The following is a 23,537-nucleotide window of genomic DNA, read 5'->3' as shown; positions in this document are numbered from 1 at the left end:
TATGAGTGAGCAAACCAACCCAATCCATGAAGAACGTCCTTGGGGCAGCTTCACCGTTTTGACCGAAGGCGAAGGCTTTAAAAGCAAAATCATCAAGGTGAAACCCTCTGGCCAGCTCTCCTTGCAAAGCCATAAGCATCGGGCCGAGCATTGGGTGGTGGCGCAAGGCACCGCTACCGTTACCTTGGGGGAAGAAAAGTTTGATCTGGAAGCCGGGCAATCTATCGATATTCCCAAAGGTGCAATCCACCGGATTGAGAATTTCTCCGATGCGCCCGTAGACATCATCGAAGTGCAATATGGCGCCTATTTGGGCGAAGACGATATCGTGCGTTATGAGGACATTTATGGTCGATAGCGCAGCCTCTCCTCCCCGGCTCGGCATCGATATTGGCGGCACAAAGATCCAATTTGTGCTGCTGCGCGATGGCGAGCTGGTGGCCGAGCGGCGGGTGAACACGCCCAAGGGTTTGGCCGACATCACTCAAGTGCTGGTGGATGGCCTGACCCATTTTCGCGCCTATTTCGGCTCGCTCCAATTTATCGGCATATGTGCGCCCGGCAGCGCCCATCCGGATACAAATCTATGGCGTAATGCCAATATTCTGGCGTTGAACGGGCACGACCTTGCGGCCCATTTCGCCAACGCCCTGGAGCAAGAAGTGATCATTGAAAATGACGCCAATTGCTTTGCCTTGTCCTGTGCCCATCATGAGCGCCAAAGGGGTGCGGAAATGGTTTATGCCCTTACCGTTGGCACGGGTCTTGGGGGCGGCCTGGTGCATGATGGTCGCTTGATCACAGGCGCGGGCGGCTTGGCGGCTGAAGCGGGCCACGTGCCTTTGAGCCTTCTGCCGGACCTCACCGCTGATTGGCCTGAATGCTATTGCGGCCAACACGGATGCACCGAACAGCTTTTATCGGGCACCGGCCTATCGCAATTCCATTTGCGGCAAACCGATCAGCATAAAACCGCCATTGAAATTGTGTCGGCGGCGGCAGCGAACGACAATGCAGCGCAGGCCAGCCTTGATCAATTCAAGCGCAGTTTTGCCAAATATTTGGCCACCATCATTCAACTGGTCGATCCCCACCGTATCGTCATTGGCGGCGGCATGGCAGCACAAACCGCATTGTGGCAGGACATTTTTGCCCAAGTCGAACCTTTGTGCTTTTCCAAAGAAATCAAAACCACATTCGAGATTGTCACCGACAGCGCCCTGCAAGCAGCGCGCGGTGCCGCCTATCTCGCCCCTATTTCATCTTATACTGAGCAAGCCGAAATCTATGCGTAATCAAAAACAAGAACAAAAACTCAAACATCACCTCAACTTGCTCAAGCAAATGGCATGGCGCGAACATGTGACGGAGGTCCCGCTGCACGAACAGCAAAGCGAAGCCCCCACCGCCGAAATGTTGGCCGCACCATGGCAAAATTGGCCACAAATTGAAGGTGACTTTGCCTGGGGCACGCCGGAGGGGCATCATTGGTTTGCCGGCGAAATCACCGTGCCAGCTGCCGAGAAGGGCATCACCCCCTATCTGAAGCTCATCGCCAAAAATGAAATTCTTCTGGGGCGCACCGACCCGCAATGTCAGGTCTATCTCGACGGACAAATCTGCCAGGCGTTTGACGGGTTTCACCGCGAACTCTATTTGCCACAAGCCCAGCGCGCCGCCGGCCGCGCCACCATCCACATTAACGCCTATACGGCCGAGATTGAACGCCAACTCGGCGTGGCCCTTGTGTGGTGCGAACAACATGATGCCGCCGCGGATCTTTATTATGATCTCGCCATTTCGTTTGAAGCCGCCATTCGCCTTGATGAAAATGATGCCCGTCGCCACCATTTGTTCAATGTGATCGATCGGGCTCTAAACAGCCTTGATCTCCGCGCCCACGACGCCTCCTTTTCGGCCTCAGTTGAGGCAGCCCTTGAGATCGCCCAAAATGCGTTTGATCAAGAAACCCATGCGCCCACCATTTCCGCCGTCGGCCACACCCATATTGATGTGGCGTGGCTTTGGCCAATTTCGCAAACCCGCGAAAAGATGGTGCGCTCCATGTCCACCGCCTGCAAGCTCATGGATGAATATCCAGACTTTGTGTTCATGTACAATCAATGCATCCTCTTCGATTGGCTGAAGCAGGATTCACCCGACCTGTTTGAGCGCATCAAGAAACACGTCAAATCCGGCCAGTTCGAAATTGAAGGCGCCATGTGGCTTGAGCCGGATGTGAACATCATCTCCGGTGAATCCCTGGTGCGACAAATTTTGCGCGGCGTAAAGTTTCAGCAAGACGAGTTTGGCCTCACACCACGCGTCTTGTGGCTGCCCGACACGTTCGGCTACACCGCGGCAATCCCGCAATTGATGGCCCAAACGGGCCTCGATATTTTCGTCACCTCAAAATGCTCGTGGAACGACACCAACCGCATGCCCAATGACACATTTGAGTGGCAGGGCATCGACGGCACCAACGTCACCGCCTATTTGATCACCGCCCAGACCGACGATAAGGGCCATCGCGGCGACCATCGCACAGACTATGGCCCCCATTTGGATGTCAGCTCAACCGTTGGCGCGTGGAACCGCTATGAGCCAAAAGCCCTCAACCAAAATGTGCTGGTGCCCTTTGGTCATGGCGATGGCGGCGGCGGTCCCTGCAAGGTGATGCTTGAAAATGCCAAGCGCATGGAAAAAGGCGTGCCCGGTCTGCCCAAAGTGAAGCTAGAGGGCATCCGCCCCTATTTTGATCGCTTGCGCCAAACCATCGCCAACAGCGACACGCCGTTTCCCCGCTGGGTGGGCGAGCTTTATCTCGAATATCATCGCGGCACCCTCACCTCACTGGCCAAAAACAAACGCAACAATGCGGCAGGCGAACATGTGCTGCGCGAGCTTGAATTGCTGAGCGTGCTGGCCAAACTGAACGGGCATAACATTGAAGCCGATCTGGCTGAAATTGATGAATTGTGGAAGATTTTGATGCTCAATCAATTCCACGATATCTTGCCTGGCACCTCCATTCCGCAGGTCTATATGGATAGTGATGCGGACTATGCGGACCTGTTTGAGCGGGGCGAAGCGCTGCGGCAAAAATTGTCGCCATTGGCGCTTGAGGCCCAAAGCCAGCTGTTGAACAGCCAAGGCGTTGGGCGCAAAAATGCGCTGGTGCAGTTTAAAGCGGACACCACCGCCACCGCCGTTGATTTCGGGTATGGTGCCCGTGCGCTCCAAGCTGTGCACCGGGCCGATGGCCAGCGCCTTCAGGTGGCCCCCATTGAGCAGATCGCACCTTTTGCCCGCCAAACGGCCACCACCGCCCCAAAAGCTGCCGATCAAATTGGCGAGCTTTCCATCGATCAACACCATCTCGAAAATGCCTTCTTGCGCGTCGAGGTGGCGAACAATGGCGAGATCACCAGCATTTTCGATAAACGCGCCCGGCGCGAGCTTTTGCGCAAAGGCAGCTTGGGCAACCAGTTGAAAGTCTATCAAGACAAGCCCCTTAATTGGGACGCGTGGGACATTGATTGGTTCTATGAAGAAAAATCATGGGCCATCGACACCGCGGCCAAAATCGAAGTGATCGAAACTGGCCCGCACCGTGCGGCCCTGCGCATTGAGCGCGCCTATAATCAATCGCGCCTTGTGCAAATTGTCTCCTTGCAGGTAGATGCGCGCCAGGTTGAATTTGATTTTTATGCCGATTGGCAGGAAAGCCAGTCATTGCTGAAAGCCGAATTTGATTTTGATGTGGTCAGCGATCAGATCAAATCACAAATTCAATTTGGTCATGTGACGCGCCCCACCCACCGCAACACCAGTTGGGATCAGGCGCGGTTTGAAGCCAGCATGCACCGTTGGGTCGCGTTTGAGGAGACCGACTTCACCATCGGCGTGCTCAATGATTGCAAATATGGCTATAGCGCCACTGACACCCATTTTGGCCTCACCCTCATCAAGTCCGGGATCTACCCGCACCCAACCGCCGATCAGGAAGAACATCTTTGTCGCTATGCGGTCATGGTCAGCGATGATCCACACCCGGTGGTGGCCATCAACCAGCAGGCGCTTGATTTCGCCTGTCCGCTGCAAGTGCATGCACCTCTAAAAGAAGATGCGGCCAACGCCACACAACCAGCAAGCTTAATCGGATGGTCAGCTCCCAACGTGATTTTGCACGCGGCAAAGATTAGCGAAGATCAATCAGGCGTGGTTTTCCGCCTTTGCGAAGAAAGCGGCAAACGCACGCGGTTTACCGTTAAATTTGATGAGCGCTTGGGCAAGGTGCAGCGCACCAATTTGCTGGAGCAAGTGATGGCAGCGTGCCCGCGCAATGAAGATGGGTTGGTGGAGATTGAATTGGCGCCCTTTGAGATCGTCACCTTGGCTGCGGCCATGGATTAGGGCGCGGGTTTAATTTCCCCAGCTTGGGGCGGGCGAACCGATAATTTGCAAATCTTTGGGGTCCGCCCCATTGATGCGTTGGAGCAGAAGCTGCGCCAAATGTTCGCCCGCCACAATCAAATCTTCCTCCACCCAATCAATGCGCGGGTGCAAATAATCCAAAAGATTTGAGGTTTTCCGGGCGATGATGTGCACGTCGCGCCCCACCTCGCCGCCGGCTTCTGTCACCCCATCCATAATCGCCAGGGCCGCAATTTCTGACGAGCAGATCACGCCTTGCGGCATGGTTTTGGTTTGAACGGCATTGGCACTTTGCGCCCGCAACCAATGAATATAATCATCCCCGCCGCTGGCCTTGTTCCAATAATCCGCAATTTGAAACCCGCTCTCGCGTGCCGCGCGTTGCAAGCCTGCCTGCAAATGCTGATAGAAAGTGAACTCACATTCCGGGGTCAGCAGAGCCACCTGCGTACACCCCAATTCGGCCAGCCGCAAACCAGCCTGATGGGCGAATGTCTCATTGTCAAAATCATAATAAGCGTGTGGTGGCTCGAGCCGGGTTCGGCCGTGCGTGACCACGGGAAAATCATAAGACTGTGCAAACTGCACGCGCGCATCGTCAGGCGCTGTTTGCGCCAACACGATGCCGTCGGCGGCTCGATTGCGCACAATGTTTTGCACCTGCTCCAATTCATCATGACCCGGCAAAATCGGGTGGAACACCAGTTCATAAGGCGTGCTTTCCAATATCCGCGCCATGCCCAAAATCAACCGCCGCGAGAAATCTGAAATGTCATCCGACAATTGCATGGGCAAAATGATTTTGTGGGTATTGCCGGTGCGTAGCGACAGGCCCGCCCGATCGGGCTGGTAGCCCACCTCCTCGGCAATTTCGCGAATATATCGCTTCGTCTTCACGCTGATATTGGGCGCATCATGCAGCGCCTTGGAAATCGTCGTCACCGCATAGCCCGTGCGTTGCGCAATCATTTTCAACGTTGGTTGTTTTGTCGTCATGCGCGCCACGCTGTTGCCCCTCATCGCCCAAACCTTTGTGCCGCAATTTTCGCGGTGAAGTCAATTCCGCATCATCGGGGTGACGAACCACGCCAAATCTGAAATGCTCAATATTACCGCGCCATCAAACTGGTTTGAAAGGGACAAAAATTTATGAGCGATATTCTGACAGGACGCTGTTTTTGCGGCGCCATGCGCTATGAGGTTGAGAACAGTTTTGACAAAATGTTCTTTTGCAGTTGCGATCAATGTCGTCAGATCACCGGCTCAGCCTTCGCCTCCAACCTTTTCACCGACAGCGCCAAATTTCGTTGGACACAGGGCGAAGAACATCTTGGCCGCTACGATTTACCCGGCCGCAAACTCGCCCGGACCTTTTGCAAAATCTGCGGCAGTGGCGTGCCCAAAATCAGCCCCAACGGCAAACAAGTCATGGTGCCGGCCGGCGGACTTGAAGGCGACCCCAACGTATCCATCCGCCGCCGCATTTTCCAATCGGAACGCCCGCACTGGCACCAACAATATGAATTCTATGAAGGGTTTGATCAGTTTCCAGTTTAGGTATGCTTAAAACTAACCGTCAAATATCTCCCCATAAATCACCTCAAACGCCCTCACCTCCTCATCGGTCAGCGCTGCGAATTCTTTTTGGCGGGCGCGGTTGGAGAGTTTGCCGTTATTTTGCTTGAGGAAGTTGAACAACAAATCGACCGTGGAGGCCGGCATTTCGGTGTGGGCCTCTATGCGTGATTTGAACTGATCATATTTGGTCAAGAACGCGGCCTCTTGCGGCAAGTCGTGGGTGATGGTGCGTTGCACGCAGGCGAACAAGAATTCAGCATGGGGCGTGGCATCAAAATAGCGGTAGAGGTCCACTGTTTGGTTGGTCACCTCCACATTCATATGCGCCGTGGTGCGCCATTCAATATATGGCAGGATGCGGGCTGAATGGCTTTCAAGTACGCGTCGATAGGTTTCGATCTGGTCCAAAATCGCCGCCGAAACGGGAAACACCATGCCTGGCGGATTGTAGCCGCGCGCGCTTAAAATATGATGGATGAGATAGCGGTGCACACGCCCATTGCCATCTTCAAACGGGTGAATATAGACAAAGCCAAAGGCCAAGATCGCCGCGGCGATCACGGGGTCCAGTCCATCTGCAAATTCTTGATCAAAGGCAATCAGCCCGCCCATCAGATCTGTTAGATCTTCAGGCTTGGCGCTGATATGTTCCGGCAGGGGCAGTCGGGTGTCCATTTCATGCTCACCAACAAAGCCCCCCTCGGTGCGCCACCCCAATTGAACAAAGCGAGGGTCTTTGCCCAAAACCAATCGCTGGAGTCGCAAAAACTCGTCTTCGTCCAGCGGGTGCCTCCCGGCCTCGCCAATGGCCTTGCCCCACCGCTGTATCCGATCGTGCGGCGGCGCTTCCCCTTCAATAGCGTAGCTTGATTTAGAATCTTTGAGCAGCAAAAAAGCAGCGGTACGCGCCAAAATGGAATTGGAGATTTTCCCGATAATCGCCCGCGCCTCAGCGTCAAACTCTGCCGCAACAAATTGATCAATCTTTTTGGTGCGGCGCACCATGGGGCAAAAAGCCCGGTCACCCGGCAGATTATTGTGCACACGATGACGGGTGGAGGTTTTTCCCTCAATGGCCCATTGCAGTTTCGGGTCCACCACTTTGGCATAGGTGCCGCTTTTGGCATTTGGCAAATCCAATGGTTTGTCGAGCAACCATTCATACAAAAACCAAACCCGCCGCATATAGGCACTGCTGGGTTGCGCTTTGATCATCGTTTCAAATTCACGCGCGGGCAGTTTTTCGAACAGTTTTTTCAACACTGTCAAATCCAAGCCCTCATATTTGAGGGCGAAGGTTAGGTGGCCCTGAAGGGTGGCTTTTGGCGCGTGGCGCGGCGTATAAAGCCGCCACCCTTCGGCTTCAAAGACTTGATGTTTTTGCCCGATGGCACAAAGGGTGAGCGGCAGCGGGACCGCAAGATCATAAGCATCAATCAACGCCGCATAACCGGCCGGCTGCGCCGCTTCGGGCAAGCGCAGCTCGTGAAATATGCGGACGGGGCCTGAAAATTGATGATTCTGATCGTTCTGCATGAAAAGTGCACATTCATTGTGAAATTTAGGTCTAAATTCACAATATCATGAAAAACGATTACAAAAAAGCTTCTTCGCCACCATATGCAGACAAGCCGTGAAAAATAGGCACATGCCCTTGCCCCTTAAATGGGTTGTGTCACCTGCTGCAAATAGGTTTGCGCTTGCGCGCTAACTTGATCCTTGAGCAATTCAAAACATGTTTTGTGATAGTCATTGAGCCAATCACGTTCCGCCTGCGTGAGCAATTCCGGAATCACTGAAGAAGTTTCAATCGGCATATAGCTCAGCGTTTCAAACCCGTAGAAGCCATCGCCTAAGTCGATAATCTCGAACAGATTTTCAATCCGGATACCATACTCACCCGCCACGTAATAGCCGGGCTCAATGCTCAGCACCATGCCTGGCACCAACTCAACATCATTGAAGGCGCGGCCGATGCGTTGGGGTTGCTCGTGGACGGAAAGATTGTGGCCAACCCCGTGGCCGGTGCCGTGATCATAGTCTTTTTTGATCGACCAGAGCGGCGCGCGGGCGATGGCGTCGATGTGATGGCCGAAAGTTTTTTGCGGAAATTTGAGAGTCGCCAGCGCCAAAAACCCACGTAAAACCGAAGTGTAATTTTTGCGAAATTCAGGTGAAGTTTCACTAAAATTATAGGTGCGGGTGCTGTCGGTGGTGCCATCGGCAAATTGACCGCCGGAATCGTGCAAATAGATCTCATTTGGATCGAGCGCACGGTTGGATTGTTCGGTGACTTTATAGTGGCACATGGCCCCATTTGGCCCGGCCCCCGAAATCACATCAAAGCTGAGTTGTTCAAAACCAGGCAGCTCAGCGCGCAGCTGTTCGATCTTTTGCGCCACTTCCAATTCGGTGATCGGGTTACCCGCTTCAAATCGCGGTCCCACTTCGGCATGCAACCACGCACCCAATTCTGTCCAGGCAATGCCATCACGCTTGTGGCAATCGCGCATCCCGCCCAACTCTGTCACGTTTTTGATAGCTTTGGTCAGGGTGATGGCGCTGCGGCCATGCTTGATCTGACCGCCCTCACCTACCGCTAATTGAACGGCAACGGGGGTGAATTGCGGGTCATAGCCCAAAACTTTGTCGCTGGCCGCGTGGTCGGCAATGGCGGGCAAAAACCGTTCCGGCGCGCAGATTTCAACACCATCCAACTCAAAGTCGGTCAGGTCCTGCGGCACCTTTTGCGGATCGACAAACCATTGCACAGCCCCGTCCCGATCCAAGGTCAGGAACGAATTGATAAAGGGGTTATAGGCGATATCATTGCCGCGAATGTTCAAGAGCCAGGCAATATTGTCCGGCTGGTTCTCCACCAGCACATCAATGTTTTGCGCCACCAGATGCGCCGCAATGCGTTTCCGCTTGATGGCAGAATGTTCACCGCTCATTTGCGCGCCAAACGGGCGGGCTTTGTCCGCAACGGGGGCCGGCTGTTCGGTCCAGAGTTGATCGATGATATTGTCTTCGGTCGCGATCAGATGATTGTGCGACTGGGTCGCGGCAGCGCTGAGGTCCTTATGCCAGCTGGCAGGGATATGCATCGGATCAAAACCGATGCGCAAACCGCGTTGTTCGGTATGTTTGAGCCAATCCGCCAAAGGTTGATCATGCAAATGACGATAAGAAAACAAGCCTTCCGGACATTGCTCGCGCACTTGCACCGTGTAGCGGCCATCCACAAATAGGATCGCCTGATCCTGCGTGATCAGCGCCAGCCCAGCAGACCCGGAAAAGCCAGTCGCCCACATTAGCCGTTTGTCGCAATCCGCCACATATTCAGCCATATGGGCATCAAAGCGCGGCACAATCAGCGCATCCAAATCTTGGCGTTTCAGCGCGTCGCGAATATCGCTCAGGCGCTTCGCTTGGGGGGAGCTATTCAACATGGGAAGACTTTCATTCAATCGGATCACGATGGTGACACGCCACCTGACCCTTTGCCGGGTCGCCCTTCAATAGCGGCAGTGTGGTTTTGCACACATCTGTTGCGAGAGGGCAGCGCCCGTGAAAGGCGCACCCGGTGGGAATGTTGAGTGGGCTGGGCAATTCGCCTTTGAGGGGAATGGCATTGCCCTTATCGTCTGGGTCGAGCGATGGGGCCGCACTCAACAAAGCTTCAGAATAAGGATGGCGCGGCGCGGCAAACAATTCTTTCGCCGGGCCGATTTCTACAACGGACCCGAGATAAATCACCGCAACCCGATGGGACACATGTCGCACCAAGCGCAAATCATGCGCCACAAACAAAACGGTCAGCCCCAATTCTTCCTGCAACCCAAGCAGCAAATTCACCACTTGCGCCTGCACCGACACATCGAGAGCGGAAACCAATTCGTCGGCGATTAGCACTTCCGGCTCGACGCTCAAGGCACGGGCAATGGCGATGCGCTGGCGCTGGCCACCGGAAAATTCGTGCGGAAATTTGTCTGCCGCATCTTGCGGCAGGCGCACCAGCTCCAGCAATTCGGCAATGCGGGCGGGGATGTCACGTTCGGCGCGCATCTTGTGCACACTCAAGGCCTCTCGCAACATGTCCCCCACCCGCATCCGGGGGTTCAAAGACGAATAGGGATCTTGAAAGATCATCTGCACCCGGCGGTTATAGTCGCGCTGGGCCTTGCCTTTGGCGTTGAGGATGGTCTCGCCGTAAAACTCAATCTCACCTTGCTGCGGTTGATAAAGCCCGGCCAACACCCGCGCCAAGGTGGATTTGCCGCATCCGCTTTCGCCCACAATTCCGAGGGTCTCCCCTTTTACCAGCCGCAGCGACACGCCATTGAGCGCCTTCACTTTTTGTTGGGACCGCCGCATCACCCAATCTGCGAGAGAGCGATTTTTGGCAAAATGCAGCACAATATTTTCGGTTTTGAGAACTTCGGTCATGATTGCCCCCCTACCCCAACGGGCGCTTGGGTGGGATTGAAACAGGCGACTTGATGTTGCGTGCCTTCAAGTGGCGGCTTTGTTGCCGCACAAGCGTCAACAGCATGGGCACAGCGCGGGGCAAAGGCACAGCCTTTTGGCAAATTCATCAGGCTGGGCGGCGTGCCCGGCAGTGAAAAGAGCGGGGTGCGCGGCTCGACATTTTCCGGCACCGATTGCAGCAAGCCCATGGTGTAACGATGCAGCGGGTTGCGCAGCACATCGCGGGTGCTGCCCTTTTCCACCAGCTTGCCGCCATACATCACCGCCAATCGATCACAGGTTTGCGCCGCAACACCCAGATCATGGGTCACCAAAATCACCGACATACCCAACTCTTGCGACAAGTCTAAAATCAATTTCAGAATTTGATTTTGAATGGTTACATCAAGCGCAGTGGTGGGTTCATCCGCCAATAGCAATTTTGGTGAGGAGGCCAAGGCGATGGCGATCATCACCCGTTGGCGCATGCCACCGGAGAACTGGTGCGGGTAATCATTCAAGCGTCGCGAGGCATCCGGAATGCCCACCAGCTCCAACAATTCGATGGCGCGAAGGTGCCGTGCTTTTTTGTCCAGTTCTGTGTGGGCCACCAGATTTTCTTTGATCTGTACGCCCACGGTCAGCAACGGATTAAGCGAGGACATGGGTTCTTGAAAAATCATCGCAATGTCTTTGCCGCGAATTTTGCGCATTTGCGCTTCGGGCTTGGTGACCAGATTTTCGCCTTGCCACATCACTTCGCCGGTCACTTCGCCATAGCGTCGCGCCAGCCCCATAATGGAGCGCAAGGTGATGGATTTGCCCGAACCGCTTTCGCCCACAATGCCCAGCACTTCACCCGCTGCGAGGTCAAAGCTGACCTCATCGACCGCACGGAGTTTTTGCCCACCCACATGAAAGGACGTGCTGAGGTTTTTGACCGAAAGAAGGGGTGAATTTGATTGTGTCATAAATGTCCCCTATCCCCGTGGCCGCATTAGATCGGTGATGCCATCGCCCACCAGTGAGAAGCCTAGGCCCGTCAACACAATCGCAATGCCCGGCATCAGGCTGAGCCACCATGCGGTGGTGATGAAATTGCGCCCTTCGGCAATCAACACGCCCCACTCTGCCTGCGGCGGTTGCGCGCCCAAGCCGAGATAGCCAAGGGACGAGCCGAGCAAGATGGCCAGCGCCATATCGGTCATCCAATAAACAATCACCGGGGTGATGGCGTTGGGCAGTAAATGACGGAAGATGATGCGGCGATCAGAATAGCCCATCACCTTGCCCGCCGCTGCATAGTCATTGCCAAGTTGACCCATAATCTCAGCGCGCATCAACCGCGCATAATAGACCCAACCCACAAGGGTAATGGCGATATACATGTTGGTGAGGCCAGGCCCTAGCACGGCGACCACCGCGATCACGAGCACCAAAAAGGGGAAGGTGATAATCGCATCCACGCAGCGGCCAAAAATCATATCGGCGACGCCGCCATAATACCCCACCAACGCCCCGACAAAGATGCCGATGGCCAAGCAAAAAATGGTGGCGAACAGCGCCATTTGCATATTGACCGAATAGGCCCAGATCACTCGCGAAAAGGTGTCTCGCCCCAAATTGTCGGTGCCGAACCAATGCAAAGCTGAGGGCGGTTGTTTGATCGCCGTGTAATCAAACACGTTCGGGTCATAAGGCGCGAATAGATCTGGAAACAATGCCAGCGAGATGGAACTGATCAAGATAAAAAGGCCGAGCAAAAAGCTGGGGCGCTTGAGCGCCACCATGTGCGATTTACGCGGCAAGCGGAAAAAGAGTTTTTTGACCATTTACGCCACCCGCAATCTGGGATCGAGCCAAGCCTGGATCAGATCCGTGAGCAAAAAGATGATGGACACCAGCACGGCAAAGGTGAGCGTGAGGCCCTGAATGAGCGGATAGTCGCGGGCAAAGATCGCGTCGAGCATCAAGCGGCCCACGCCGGGCACCGCAAACACCGTTTCAGTGACCAAGGTTCCGCTCATCAAATTGCCGATGGAAAGACCCAACAGGGTCACGGTGGAAATCAACGCATTGCGCAGCACATGGCGGCCCAGAATAATCCGCTCCGGCAGACCTTTGGCGCGGGCGAACTGCACATATTCCGCATCCACCACTTCAATCACCGAAGAGCGCAAATTGCGCATGATGATTGCCGAGGTGTAAAGCGCCACGGTGAGCGCGGGCAAAAGCAAATGATACATGTGTTCCCAAAAGGTGGTGCCATACCCGCCCACCGGAAACCAGCGCAACTGCGCGGCCAGAAAGGTGAGCAACAGCAAGCCAATATAAAAGACGGGTGTAGATAGCCCGACTTGAAATGCCGTGCGAATGGATGTGTCGAGCCATGTGTTGCGGTTAAGCGCGGCGACAAAAGCCAACGGCCCCGCGATCAGCAAAGAAAACAGCACCGCGTAAAGGGTGAGAAACCCTGAGGCGGGCAAGCGCTCCAAAATCACTTGAGTGACTGGCGCTTTCATCAGAATGGAATCGCCCAAATTGCCGGTAAAAACATTTTTGACAAAAAAGCCGAACTGAACCCAGAGCGGTTGATCAAGCCCCAAACGCTGGCGAATTTGCTCTAATTGCTCTGTGGTGGCCTTGGCATCGGCCATCGCAATGGCAGGGTCGCCCGGCAAGGCGCGTACCAGCAAAAATATAATGACCATCACAATCAAAAAGGTCGGGATGATCTGCAACAGTCGTGAAAAGAAATAGGATATGGTCGACATAGCTGTTCTCAAAGGACATGTGAGCGCCAAGGCGCCCACATGCCGAGGTTAGGGTCAGTGAGATGAAGACCCATAGGAGGAGGACTTAGCGATCGATCCAGGTGGATGCGAACTCGTTATTGCCCAATGGGGTTTGCACATAGCCCTGCACATCTGAGGACAGAGCGACTGCAAATGGCGTTTCATACATAAAGAGCAATGGTGCTGCTTCATTGTAGATGTCCTGCATCCGCGCATATTGTTCAGCGCGTTTTGCCGGGTCCATTTCCACATTGGAGGCTTCATAAAGGCTGTTGAACTCTTCATTGTTCCAGCCTGTGCCGACCGCTTTTGCTGTTGGGTAATAGCCCAACCAGCCAGCCACCTGCGCCGGGTCGTTCACATCATTCACCCAGCCATAGGTGTGAATGTCGAACTCGCCCGAACGGTTTTTCGCGCCACGAGTTGGCCCATCGACCTGTTCCACATTCAAATCAATGCCAATCTGCGACCACATTTGCTGTAAGGCGCTTAAAATGATCGAGTCATCAGCCGATCCAGCCAGAATGGTCAGGGTCAATTCGGTGCCGTCCGGCACGCCCGCCTCGGCAATCAATGCTTTGGCTTTGTCCAAATCATATTGATAGATCGGGCCATTATCCGTAGCCAATTGGGTGGTCGAGGCCATCAAGCCGGATGAAACGGGCTTGCCCGCCCCTTGCAGCACCAATTGCACCAACGCGTTCTTGTCTGTCGCATAGTTAAGCGCTTGACGCAGCTTCATATCCGCCAACGGATTGGCAGAACCATCGGCGCGGGTTTCGCGGGTATTGATCGGCGAATAGATAATGCGCGTAGATGGGAACAATTCCATATTGATGTTCTCATCCGCTTCCAATTCACCTACACGCGCAAATGGGATAAATTCAGCCGCATCGACTTCGCCAGCTTGCAGCTTCAAAATGCGGGTCGCATCGTCGGGGATCACAAGGAAGTTGATGCCATCGATATAAGGCAAGGGTTCACCATCTTCACCTTCGCGCCAATAATGCGGGTTCGCCCCGAATTGCATCAAGGTGCCGCGCTGATGTGATTTCATCATAAAGGGACCGGACCCCACGAAGCCGTCAATGGCGATGCTTTGGGCTTTTTCCTGATCCGTTTCACCGCTCGCTGCCTCAAACGCATCTGCCGAGACAATGGCCGTGTTGAACGTGGCCAACATCAACACAATGGTTGGGTCGGGGCGGTTCAGCTTGATGGTGACTTGGTTGCCATCGGCAGTCACCTCTTCAATGGAGCTGAGCAACCCGGCCCATGGGCTGAGATCTGCATCCGAAGCACGAGTAAGCGAAAAGACAACATCTTTGCCCTCAATCGGTGTGCCATCAGAGAACATGATGCCATCACGAAGGGTCAGCGTCACGCTTTGCCCGTCTTCGGCTACATCGTAGCTTTCGGCCAAGCCAGAGGTCACGGTTTTGCCGTCCGCCTCGGTGCGCAACAAAGTGTCATAAAGATTGGTGACCATCCAAATGTCTGGATTGCGGTCAGCGTAAATTGGGTCGATCAGCGTGGAATCATCATAGCGTGCAAAGGTCAAAGACCCGCCGCGTTCAATGGCCATGCTGGGTACTGCTGAAAACATTGCGGCGGCAGCTACGGTCGCCATCAATAGTTTTTTCATCCTAGTTTCCTCCCTCAGAGATGAATTTTGCACTATTGCAGATTGTATCCAATTTAAACTGACGACCTATTGTTATTTAGTCAAGCTAAAATTTATTATAGTAATGCTATAGGACTTGTCTTTCGAGGGCTGCCGTTGCACATTGGCTTTTCAGCCGCGTTTTTCGAAAGGTCCCGCCGTGAGCAATTCTCGTCCCGAACCCAGCAATGAAGAAATCGGTTTTGCCATTCGGCGGCGCCGTAAAGCCTTGGGCAAAACGCTGGTGGATGTGGCCGACGCCACCGAGCTGACGGTGGGCTTTATCTCGCAAGTGGAACGCGGCATCAGCGCGCCATCTCTGTCGTCCTTTATGCGGATCGCGCGGGTGCTGAACACCTCAATCGAACAATTGCTGAATGTGAGCGAGCCGTTTGAACCGCTCACCAAAGCTGATGAGCGTCAAAGTTATAGCTTGGGTGAAAATGGCCGTTGGTATGAAAAGCTCGGGCCAGGATTTTCGGGCGCTCTGTTTTACCCCTGCATCATTCATCGACCACCAGGGCATGTGGCAGAGAAAATGCAGCATAAGGGCGAAGTGTTTTGCTATTTAATATCCGGTGAACTGGAATATCATTTGGACGACAAGATCTATCATATGAAGCCCGGCGACACGATCCATCATGACACCACGGAACCACATTTCTCCAAGGTGGTGAGCGCTGAAGAAAGCGTTGAGCTGTGGGTGAGCTCTCACCCCATGACCAGCCACTAGGCCATCGATTATTCCCTTTTTCGGAAAGTCGGTTGACCCGCTCAAATATATCAATTATTCATGATATATGGATACAAACAAATCAACCCAGGCTTTTGCCGCCCTCAGCCAAGCCACGCGACTTGACGTGTTCCGCCTGCTGGTGAAAGCCGGGGAGGATGGGCTGTTAGCCGGGGAAATTGGCGAAAAGCTGCAGGTTAAGCAAAACACCATGTCGGCAAATCTTTCGGTGCTGCTGAATGCGGGCCTGGTGAAAAACAAGCGTGAGGGCCGCACCATTCGCTATTATGCGGATATGGATGGGGTCACCGCCATGCTTTCTTTTTTGCTGGAAGATTGTTGTGGTGGCCAGCCGCAATTGTGCCAGCCCTTTATTCAACAAATCACCTGTTCAACGGACAATTGCGATGACGCGTAAAGCCGCCCATATTCTCATTCTGTGCACGGGAAATTCAGCCCGTTCTATTTTGGCCGAAGGGCTGATCAATCATCTCGGCGCCCCAGACTTTATTGCCTCTTCCGCCGGGTCGCAGCCCAAAGGCGCGCCGCACCCCCAAGCTCTAAAAACACTGGAAAAGCATAAGATCAATACAGGCTTTGCCCGGTCCAAAAGCTGGGACGAGTTTGCGGGAGCCGATGCGCCAGCGCTCGATTATATCATTACGGTTTGCGACAATGCCGCTGGCGAAACCTGCCCGATCTGGCCTGGTAAGCCGACCACCGCCCATTGGGGCATTCCTGATCCCGCCGCGGTGACCGCGCCGCCGAAGGCGGTCGAAGCTGCGTTTGATCTGGCCTATGACCAATTGCATGCGCGGATTTCGCGGTTCCTGGCATTACCTTTCGATCAGCTTGACCCCGCTGCATTAAAACAAGAAATGATGGCCATCGGCCAAATGAAAGAGGACGCGTAAATGTCATCCCCAGAGCAAACCACCGCCGCACCGGGCGGCATTGGCACCTTTGAAAAATACCTCTCCATCTGGGTCGCCCTCGCCATCATTGTCGGCATCGGTCTTGGGCAAGTGATGCCCGGATTGGTGCAGTTTCTGGCGCAGTTGGAAGTGGCCAAGGTCAATCTGCCCGTCGCCATTTTGATCTGGGCGATGGTCTATCCGATGATGGTTTCGGTCGATTTCAGCTCCATCAAAGATGTGGCGAAAGAACCGAAAGGGCTGGCTATTACTTTGGTGGTGAACTGGCTGATCAAGCCTTTCACCATGGCGCTGTTGGGCGTCGTCTTTTTCAAATATATTTTTGCGGCCTTCATCACCCCTGCCGAAGCTGATGGCTATATTGCTGGGCTGATTTTGTTGGGCGCCGCGCCCTGCACCGCCATGGTGTTTGTGTGGTCCCACCTCACCAAGGGCGATGCGAACTACACTTTGGTGCAAGTCAGCGTCAATGACCTCATCATGATCTTCGCCTATGCCCCCATTGTGGCGGTATTGCTCGGCGTCACCAATATACCCGTGCCGTGGGATACGCTGGTGTTGAGCGTGGTGCTTTATGTGCTGGTGCCGCTTGTGGCGGGTTATCTCACCCGCAAAGCGCTGATCGCCCGCGCTCACAATGTGGCCGCCGTCGATGAATTTACCGCCAAACTCAAGCCCGCCTCCATTGCCGGGCTGTTGGCCACCGTGGTGCTGTTATTCGGCTTTCAGGGCAATGTTATTTTGGCCAATCCGCTGTTGATCCTTTTGATCGCCATTCCCTTATTGCTGCAATCCTATGGCATTTTTGCGGTGGCCTATCTGGCCGCGTGGAAAATGAAGGTACCCTTCCGCATCGCCGCCCCCTGTGCCCTAATCGGCACGTCCAACTTTTTCGAATTGGCGGTCGCGGTCGCCATTGGCCTGTTCGGCCTCAATTCCGGCGCGGCGCTGGCAACCGTAGTCGGCGTATTGGTGGAAGTGCCGGTGATGCTGTCGCTCGTCGCCCTGGCCAACCGCACCAGGCAACATTTCTCCGGATAACAACCCAATGACTGATCCAAAACCCGATATGCCCAATCTGGTCGCCGACCAGTTGCACCCGATTGACCACAGCAAATTGTTTGCGGCCCAGCCCGCCCATCCGGTGCGCGTGCTAATGCTCTATGGCTCCTTGCGCCAACGCTCCTTTTCCCGGCTTTTGACCGAGGAAGCGGCGCGGATATTGGAAGCCTTGGGGGCGGAAGTGAAACGCTTCAATCCCAAAGGTCTCCCGCTAGTGGATGAAGACAATGTAGAGCATGACAAGGTGCAGGAGTTGCGTGAACTCTCGCTCTGGTCGGAAGCGCAGGTCTGGTGCTCACCGGAACGGCACGGCAACATGACTGGGCTGATGAAAACCCAGATTGACTGGCTCCCCCTCGCCCCCATTGGCGGCGTGCGCCCCACCCAAGGCCGCACCTTGGCATTAATGCAGGTCTGCGGCGGCTCGCAAAGTTTCAACACCGTCAATCAAATGCGGGTGCTGGGCCGGTGGATGCGCATGATCACCATCCCCAACCAATCCTCGGTCCCCAAAGCCTTCAATGAGTTCGACGAAGCGGGCCGCATGTTCCCCTCCCCCTATTACAATCGAGTCGTGGACGTGATGGAAGAATTGATGAAATTCACCCTCCTCACCCGCGGCACAGCCGACTATCTCGTTGACCGTTATTCCGAGCGGGTGGAAAGCGCGGAAGATCTTTCAAAACGGGTGAATATGAAGGCGATTTAGGGGAACTTGGTCGCCGCTAGACGGCATCAAATCGCATCAAAAAGCCTTGGAAAAACGTAGCCGGAATGCGGAGGACAACAGCTCCGTTCCGACCACTTATCTCGCCCAAAAAACCCGTTTTGGCATATTGGCGCAATTGACCCTGCGTCAGGTGAATGGCGATGCTTTCGCTTATGTTACACCCATCTTGTGAGCAGCTTCTAACGTTGCGGCTTAACACCGTGACGTCCAGAGCCTTGCCTTCGCTATGCGCCGCATCAAAAAACACCCAATTGTCCAACATGGGAAAGGTCACATAAATTTGTGCTGACTTAAACGCGTTGGACTCAGACTTTCGCCACCCCCTTAGTAAGTAGAGAATGTCATTATTCTTGGTCCTTAAATAGACGGGTTTGGTCCCAAACTTCTTCAATCCGCTATGCGGGTTCACTTCGGTCGTTACACTCATCGCCACCGGCTCGGGACTAGAAATGTCCCTGAGCGTCATTTCGTTGAGTGAGGTGCACGCGGTAAGGGTTACAGTCACAAGCAAGCCGAGAAGTACGGTCAAAAGTCTCATAAAATATCTCAATAAAAATTCAAAAAAATCGTGGTCGTAAAAAGGGTGCAGCCTAAATGCTTCAAAATATTGCTGAGAAGTATCAATGATCGCGCCGCATTTGTCGATATGGGCCGACAAAGACACGCGGCAACCCCTTACCGCTTATCAGCTGCTCAGTGATTTCTTACGCCCCTGCCTGCGGCCATGCGGACAGGTCGGGCTGGATTGCGTCCAGCTTTTTCATTTCCGCAAAAATCTGTTCGCGGACCCAGCGGTGGGCTGGGTTGTTGGTGGAGCGTTTGTGCCAGACGCCGACAATTTTGACGACGGGGACATGCATGGGCGGCACAAAAATGTCGAGCTGCATCTGATCGGCCCATTTTTGACCCAACTGCCAGGGGATCAGCGCGATCATATCGCTTTCGCTCACCACGCGGCAGACGCCGGAAAAAACCTGCAAGGTCATGCCCACCTTTCGCGTGCGGCCAAGTTTGGCCAAGGCGGCATCGCCCATGGCGGAGGAGTTGCCTTCTGGCGAAAACAGGGCATGTCGCAGCGCACAGAATAAATCCAGCGGCATCAATTCGCCTGCTTTGATGTTGGCTTTTTGAAGCGCAGGGTGATTTCGCCTTGCGATCACAGCGAAGGCCGAGTGAAACAGAAACTCTTTTTCTGCCCAGTTGCCCACGGTTTCATCTGGAATTAATGCCAAATCGGAACTGCCCTGCTCCACCGTTTGAATATAGCGATCGGGCACCAGATCAATCAGTTTGGGTTGTATGTTTGGAGCGGCACTTGCCATATCGTTGGCGAGGACCGGCATCAAAAGCTCAGCAAAAAAATCAGACGCGGCAATGCGGAAATCCATATGCTCCGCGGAAGGGTCAAAAGATTTCGGTTGCGCGAACAGTGCTTCAAGCCGATCCAGCTCCTCCCGCAAAGGTAGCGCAATTTTTTGCGCATAGTCGGTGGGCACCAGTCGGTTGCCACGGCGAATAAACAATTGATCATCTAGCGTATGGCGCAAGCGCGACAGTGCACTGGACACCGCTGATTGCGACAAGTTCAGTTTTTGCGCCGCCTTCACCGTGGATTGCTCGCGCAACAGCGCGTCCAACACCCGCATCAAATTCAGATCAAAAGTCGCGAAATTCATCTGATCAATAACCTAAATAAGCAAAATCAATTTGGCTTATTTTAGCGTCAGTTTTAACAATTGGGCAATGGGAGAGCTCTGGTTCAGAAAATGGAGGAGGAAGAATGAGAGATTTATCAAAATGGTTTTTTGCCGCGGGTGCGCTTTGTGCCTTGGCAGGCATGGCATGGGGCATTCAAATGTCAGCCACAAATGATCATGCCCTGTCGCCTGCCCATGGGCACTTGAACCTGATCGGTTTTGTCACGCTCACAATTTACGGCATTTATTACGCGCTAACGCCCGGTGCCGCCCAAACAAAACTCGCGCCCATCCATTTGGGCATCAGCCTATTGGCGGTGATCATCTTGGTGCCCGGCATTGCCATGGCCATCAGCGGCGCGGGGGAAACTTTGGCTAAGGTGGGGTCAATTGTCACCATTGCCACAATGGGCCTGTTTATCTTTATGATCCTGCGTCATGGTGTGGGCGTAAAGCAATAAACCCATCGAAAGGACAAACCAAATGAGCCAAAAGATCAACGTGTACCACATTCCGGTTTGTCCTTTTTCCCAACGGCTTGAAATCTTGCTGGCCCTAAAAGGTCAGCAAGACGCAGTTGACTTTCATGTGGTGGACATCACCAAGCCGCGCGACCCGGATTTGCTGGCCAAAACGCGCGGCACAACATCCCTCCCCGTTTTGGAAACGGCGGACGGAGACATCTTGAAAGAGAGCCTGGTGATCCTGCACTATCTGGATGAAGTGATCGGGGACAAGCCGATACGCCAGCAAGATCCGCTGCGCCATGCGGTTGAAAATATGCTGATTGCCTTTGAAGGGCCGTTGACCATGACCGGCTATATGATGGTGATGAACCAGAAGCCTGACGAGCGGCAATCCTATATCGATAAAATGCTCAGCCATTATCGCACGCTAAACGATTTTCTGGCCCATCATAGCCCCAACAACACTTTCCTTTTTGAAGAGTTTGGGCTGGCGGAAGCGGTCTATACGCCACTATTTATGCGGTTCTGGTTTCTGGATTATTTTGAGGATTTCGACATCCCGCAAACGGAAGAGTTCGCCCGGCTGTTAAAATGGCGCAATGCCTGCGTTGCGCATGCGGCGACACAACAGGTCAGCCGCGAAGAAATTGTAAAACTTTATTATGATTACGCCTTGGGGGCCGGCAATGGGGCGCTGTTGGCGGGTCGTGAGAAATCCAGCTTTGCGTTTACGCCCGATTGGCGCGATCGGCCGTGGCCGCCAAAGGATAAATATGCGCATCGCGCGAGTGATCAGGAATTGGGCCTGACAGCCTGATTGTTACTTGCTGAGCAGTTTGGCGGCTTCCTCGCGCAGCACTTGCGCCAGTGCCCCGCTTTTTTGGCTGGCCGTGCTGCGGTGTGGCTCCACAAGGGCAATATCCCGCTGAGCCCGGGCAACATCAATCCGGCGCAGCCGCACATCCGTGCCGCGTTGGGCTTCGGTTTTGGTGTAGATTTCGGGCAAAATCGCCACCCCCACCCCAGCGGCGGCCATGGCGCGGATCGCGTCCAAACTGGTGCCTTCATATTCGTCAGAGAGATGTCCACCCACCTGCCCGGCCAGTCCCGCCACAATGTGCGACAACCTATGTTGCGGGCCAAGCGTCAAAAAGGTGCGGTTGGCCAGCTTATCCAACCGGATCGCTGCACCGCTCTTCGCCAGTGGATCATCAAGCGCCAGCGCGGCCCACAAACGCTCTTTAAACAAGGGCGTGGCCAACCCGGACGCATGATCTTCCGGCGTCGAAATGATCATATCCAACCGCCCCGAGCGCAGGCCCTCATCCAGGTCGCGCGTGCTTTCTTCGCGCACCACCAGCCGCAAATCCTGATAATCTGAGTGCAGCCGCTTCACCACATTGGGCAGCAAATAGGGGCTGATCGAGGGCAAAACGCCCAGACGCAATCGGCCCACAAAGGCCCCTCCCCCGCTCGCCGCCGCCCGCAAATCTGCCATGTCGCGTAAGATAAGTCGCGCCCGACGCACAATTTCACGCCCCTCTTCAGTGGGCGTCGCCCCGCGTCGGTCCCGATGAAAAAGCGCCACCCCCAGATCCGCTTCCACTTCCGCCAATTGCGCTGAAAGGCTGGGTTGGCTCACATGTAACTTGGCCGCCGCCGCGCCAATGCGCCCCACATCGGCAACCGTCACAATATATTCGAGCTGGCGAATGGTCGGCCTTACCATAGTTTTATCCTATGCATATCAACGTTTATATATATTTGTAATTATATCCCAACTCCGTCAAGAGCAGGACCGGTTCAAATCCGCCCCCTCTTGAAAGGAGAATTGATGACCTTTTCCCTCGACATGTTGGCCAGCAATCTAATGGCCCCCACCATTTTGTTTTTCGTGCTCGGTTTGGTGGCTGCTTTTGCCCGCAGCGACTTGTCCATTCCCGAGGGCGCCGCCAAGGTCATGTCGATCTATTTGCTGCTCTCCATCGGGTTTAAAGGCGGGGTCAGCGTGGCAGAAAGCGGTATATCCGGGCAATTGCTCGCCAGTTTGGCAGCAGGTGCGCTCCTGTCCCTCCTGTTGCCCGTCTTGGCCTATGCCCTGTTGCGGGCCATCACCAAGCTGGATCGGATCAACGCCGCCGCCGTGGCAGGCCACTACGGCTCCATTTCAATCGTCACCTTTGTCACCGCCGCCAGCCTGCTTGAAACCAGCGGCATGGACAGTGAAGGCTATCTGGTGGCCGTGGCCGCGATCATGGAAGCACCCGCCATCGTTTCCGCCCTATGGCTCGCCAGCCGCGACAAGAGCCAAACCAAGGTGGACGCGAATTTGGCACGGCACATTCTTGCCAATGGCTCTATCGTGCTGCTGGTGGGCGCCTTTTTGATCGGTGCCGCAACGGGAAAACCCGGCCTGGCGCAGATCGAACCTTTCATTGTGCTGCCCTTTACCGGCGTCTTGTGCCTGTTTTTGCTGGATATGGGCCTATCGGCCGGCCGCAGCCTCCTGTTGAACCGCGCAGACCTTTCTTGGGGCATTCTAGCTTTCGGCATCATCATGCCCCTGCTCGGTGCCCTTATCGGCTGGGCCGTGGCGCAACCCATCGGGCTATCCACCGGCGGCACCTTCCTGTTCATGGTGCTGAACGCTTCAGCCTCCTACATCGCAGTCCCCGCCGCCATGCGGTTGGCCCTGCCCCAATCCAAATCCGGCATCTATCTATCCCTCTCCCTGGGCATCACCTTCCCCTTCAACCTCACCTTCGGCCTGCCCCTTTATCTCGCCTTAGCGATGATCTAACACACCCGCCGGGCGCCCATTGGGTGCCCGGCCCTATGGCCTTGCCTCAACAAATGCTAGGATAAGCGCAGAATCGGCCCCAAAAATCAAAATTTCGATCCGCTTTGTTCCAAAGCGTAACGCGGCCGTAGGCCGCGAAAAATGGATGCACCGCCTAGGCGTGTTTGAAC

23 protein-coding genes are annotated in these 23,537 nt (G+C 54.5%); 12 read left to right on the top strand and 11 right to left on the bottom strand.

Features of this window, described 5'->3' with window-relative positions:
• Nucleotide 1: 1 nt before the first annotated feature.
• The 3 genes from MXMO3_RS18135 to MXMO3_RS18125 are packed head-to-tail and all read left to right on the top strand — an operon-like array spanning nt 2 to nt 4,416.
• On the top strand, nt 2-358 hold the full coding sequence (locus MXMO3_RS18135; protein ID WP_051214124.1) for a phosphomannose isomerase type II C-terminal cupin domain: 357 nt from the start codon (nt 2-4) through the stop codon (nt 356-358).
• Nucleotides 348-1,295 (top strand): ROK family protein, encoded by a 948-nt coding sequence (locus MXMO3_RS18130; RefSeq protein ID WP_162889376.1) that lies wholly within the window; start codon nt 348-350, stop codon nt 1,293-1,295. Before MXMO3_RS18135 ends, MXMO3_RS18130 begins: the two co-directional genes overlap by 11 nt.
• A complete protein-coding gene (locus tag MXMO3_RS18125; RefSeq protein WP_117397110.1) occupies nt 1,288-4,416 on the top strand; it encodes an alpha-mannosidase in 3,129 nt (1,042 codons plus the stop codon). The genes MXMO3_RS18130 and MXMO3_RS18125 overlap by 8 nt, the downstream gene beginning before the upstream one ends.
• A 9-nt stretch (nt 4,417-4,425) precedes the next feature.
• Here MXMO3_RS18125 and MXMO3_RS18120 read toward each other — a convergent pair whose 3' ends face one another.
• Nucleotides 4,426-5,433: a LacI family transcriptional regulator gene (locus MXMO3_RS18120; protein ID WP_162889375.1), complete on the bottom strand. Its 1,008-nt coding sequence runs from the start codon at nt 5,431-5,433 to the stop codon at nt 4,426-4,428.
• A gap of 153 nt (nt 5,434-5,586) precedes the next feature.
• On the opposite strand from MXMO3_RS18120, the gene MXMO3_RS18115 reads away from it, so the two are divergent.
• Nucleotides 5,587-5,994 carry a GFA family protein gene (locus MXMO3_RS18115; RefSeq protein WP_117397108.1) on the top strand — a complete coding sequence of 136 codons (408 nt, stop codon included), beginning with the start codon at nt 5,587-5,589 and terminating at the stop codon, nt 5,992-5,994.
• Between the two features lie 12 nt (nt 5,995-6,006).
• Here MXMO3_RS18115 and MXMO3_RS18110 read toward each other — a convergent pair whose 3' ends face one another.
• From MXMO3_RS18110 to MXMO3_RS18080, 7 genes are all read right to left on the bottom strand, one after another.
• Nucleotides 6,007-7,551: a Fic family protein gene (locus MXMO3_RS18110; protein ID WP_117397107.1), complete on the bottom strand. Its 1,545-nt coding sequence runs from the start codon at nt 7,549-7,551 to the stop codon at nt 6,007-6,009.
• A gap of 125 nt (nt 7,552-7,676) precedes the next feature.
• Nucleotides 7,677-9,467 carry an aminopeptidase P family protein gene (locus MXMO3_RS18105; protein WP_117397106.1) on the bottom strand — a complete coding sequence of 597 codons (1,791 nt, stop codon included), beginning with the start codon at nt 9,465-9,467 and terminating at the stop codon, nt 7,677-7,679.
• Between the two features lie 10 nt (nt 9,468-9,477).
• Entirely contained in the window at nt 9,478-10,464 is a 987-nt protein-coding gene (locus MXMO3_RS18100; protein WP_117397105.1) for an ABC transporter ATP-binding protein, read from the bottom strand.
• Nucleotides 10,461-11,456 (bottom strand): ABC transporter ATP-binding protein, encoded by a 996-nt coding sequence (locus MXMO3_RS18095; RefSeq protein WP_117397104.1) that lies wholly within the window; start codon nt 11,454-11,456, stop codon nt 10,461-10,463. Before MXMO3_RS18095 ends, MXMO3_RS18100 begins: the two co-directional genes overlap by 4 nt.
• Nucleotides 11,457-11,465: 9 nt before the next feature.
• Nucleotides 11,466-12,275, bottom strand: coding sequence for an ABC transporter permease (locus tag MXMO3_RS18090; RefSeq protein WP_425462141.1), 810 nt, complete (start codon nt 12,273-12,275; stop codon nt 11,466-11,468).
• Nucleotides 12,276-12,317: 42 nt separating this feature from the next.
• The gene (locus MXMO3_RS18085) at nt 12,318-13,259 is read right to left on the bottom strand and encodes an ABC transporter permease (RefSeq protein WP_117397103.1); all 942 of its coding nucleotides are present in this window, start codon (nt 13,257-13,259) and stop codon (nt 12,318-12,320) included.
• An 85-nt stretch (nt 13,260-13,344) separates the two neighbouring features.
• Complete coding sequence (locus tag MXMO3_RS18080; RefSeq protein ID WP_117397102.1) at nt 13,345-14,925, bottom strand: ABC transporter substrate-binding protein; 1,581 nt, start codon at nt 14,923-14,925, stop codon at nt 13,345-13,347.
• Nucleotides 14,926-15,103: 178 nt separating this feature from the next.
• On the opposite strand from MXMO3_RS18080, the gene MXMO3_RS18075 reads away from it, so the two are divergent.
• The 5 genes from MXMO3_RS18075 to arsH all read left to right on the top strand — a co-directional run bounded on the left by MXMO3_RS18075 (nt 15,104) and on the right by arsH (nt 18,382).
• Nucleotides 15,104-15,676, top strand: coding sequence for a helix-turn-helix domain-containing protein (locus MXMO3_RS18075; protein ID WP_117397169.1), 573 nt, complete (start codon nt 15,104-15,106; stop codon nt 15,674-15,676).
• A 67-nt stretch (nt 15,677-15,743) separates the two neighbouring features.
• Nucleotides 15,744-16,094, top strand: coding sequence for an ArsR/SmtB family transcription factor (locus tag MXMO3_RS18070; RefSeq protein ID WP_117397101.1), 351 nt, complete (start codon nt 15,744-15,746; stop codon nt 16,092-16,094).
• Nucleotides 16,084-16,590, top strand: a complete 507-nt coding sequence (locus MXMO3_RS18065) for an arsenate reductase ArsC (protein ID WP_117397100.1) — start codon at nt 16,084-16,086, stop codon at nt 16,588-16,590. The genes MXMO3_RS18070 and MXMO3_RS18065 overlap by 11 nt, the downstream gene beginning before the upstream one ends.
• On the top strand, nt 16,591-17,652 hold the full coding sequence (arsB, locus tag MXMO3_RS18060; protein WP_117397099.1) for an ACR3 family arsenite efflux transporter: 1,062 nt from the start codon (nt 16,591-16,593) through the stop codon (nt 17,650-17,652).
• Nucleotides 17,653-17,659: 7 nt separating this feature from the next.
• Nucleotides 17,660-18,382, top strand: coding sequence for an arsenical resistance protein ArsH (gene arsH, locus MXMO3_RS18055; protein ID WP_117397098.1), 723 nt, complete (start codon nt 17,660-17,662; stop codon nt 18,380-18,382).
• A 16-nt stretch (nt 18,383-18,398) separates the two neighbouring features.
• Here arsH and MXMO3_RS18050 read toward each other — a convergent pair whose 3' ends face one another.
• Nucleotides 18,399-19,067, bottom strand: coding sequence for a hypothetical protein (locus MXMO3_RS18050; RefSeq protein WP_117397097.1), 669 nt, complete (start codon nt 19,065-19,067; stop codon nt 18,399-18,401).
• A gap of 40 nt (nt 19,068-19,107) precedes the next feature.
• Nucleotides 19,108-20,079, bottom strand: a complete 972-nt coding sequence (locus tag MXMO3_RS18045; RefSeq protein WP_027836207.1) for a LysR family transcriptional regulator — start codon at nt 20,077-20,079, stop codon at nt 19,108-19,110.
• Between the two features lie 104 nt (nt 20,080-20,183).
• Between MXMO3_RS18045 and MXMO3_RS18040 the strand changes: the two genes are divergently transcribed.
• Both MXMO3_RS18040 and MXMO3_RS18035 read left to right on the top strand, forming a co-directional pair.
• The gene (locus MXMO3_RS18040; RefSeq protein WP_117397096.1) at nt 20,184-20,561 is read left to right on the top strand and encodes a hypothetical protein; all 378 of its coding nucleotides are present in this window, start codon (nt 20,184-20,186) and stop codon (nt 20,559-20,561) included.
• 22 nt (nt 20,562-20,583) lie between these two features.
• The gene (locus MXMO3_RS18035; RefSeq protein WP_117397095.1) at nt 20,584-21,384 is read left to right on the top strand and encodes a glutathione S-transferase family protein; all 801 of its coding nucleotides are present in this window, start codon (nt 20,584-20,586) and stop codon (nt 21,382-21,384) included.
• A gap of 3 nt (nt 21,385-21,387) precedes the next feature.
• Here the strand turns inward: MXMO3_RS18035 and MXMO3_RS18030 are convergent, their stop codons facing one another.
• Complete coding sequence (locus MXMO3_RS18030) at nt 21,388-22,296, bottom strand: LysR substrate-binding domain-containing protein (RefSeq protein ID WP_117397094.1); 909 nt, start codon at nt 22,294-22,296, stop codon at nt 21,388-21,390.
• A gap of 105 nt (nt 22,297-22,401) precedes the next feature.
• Between MXMO3_RS18030 and MXMO3_RS18025 the strand changes: the two genes are divergently transcribed.
• Complete coding sequence (locus MXMO3_RS18025) at nt 22,402-23,367, top strand: sodium-dependent bicarbonate transport family permease (RefSeq protein WP_117397093.1); 966 nt, start codon at nt 22,402-22,404, stop codon at nt 23,365-23,367.
• The last annotated feature ends 170 nt before the right edge of the window (nt 23,368-23,537 follow it).

Source organism: Maritalea myrionectae (assembly GCF_003433515.1).
Lineage (GTDB): Bacteria > Pseudomonadota > Alphaproteobacteria > Rhizobiales > Devosiaceae > Maritalea > Maritalea myrionectae.
Note: the sequence above shows the minus strand (reverse complement) of the source record. Positions and strands in the feature narration are given on the sequence as shown.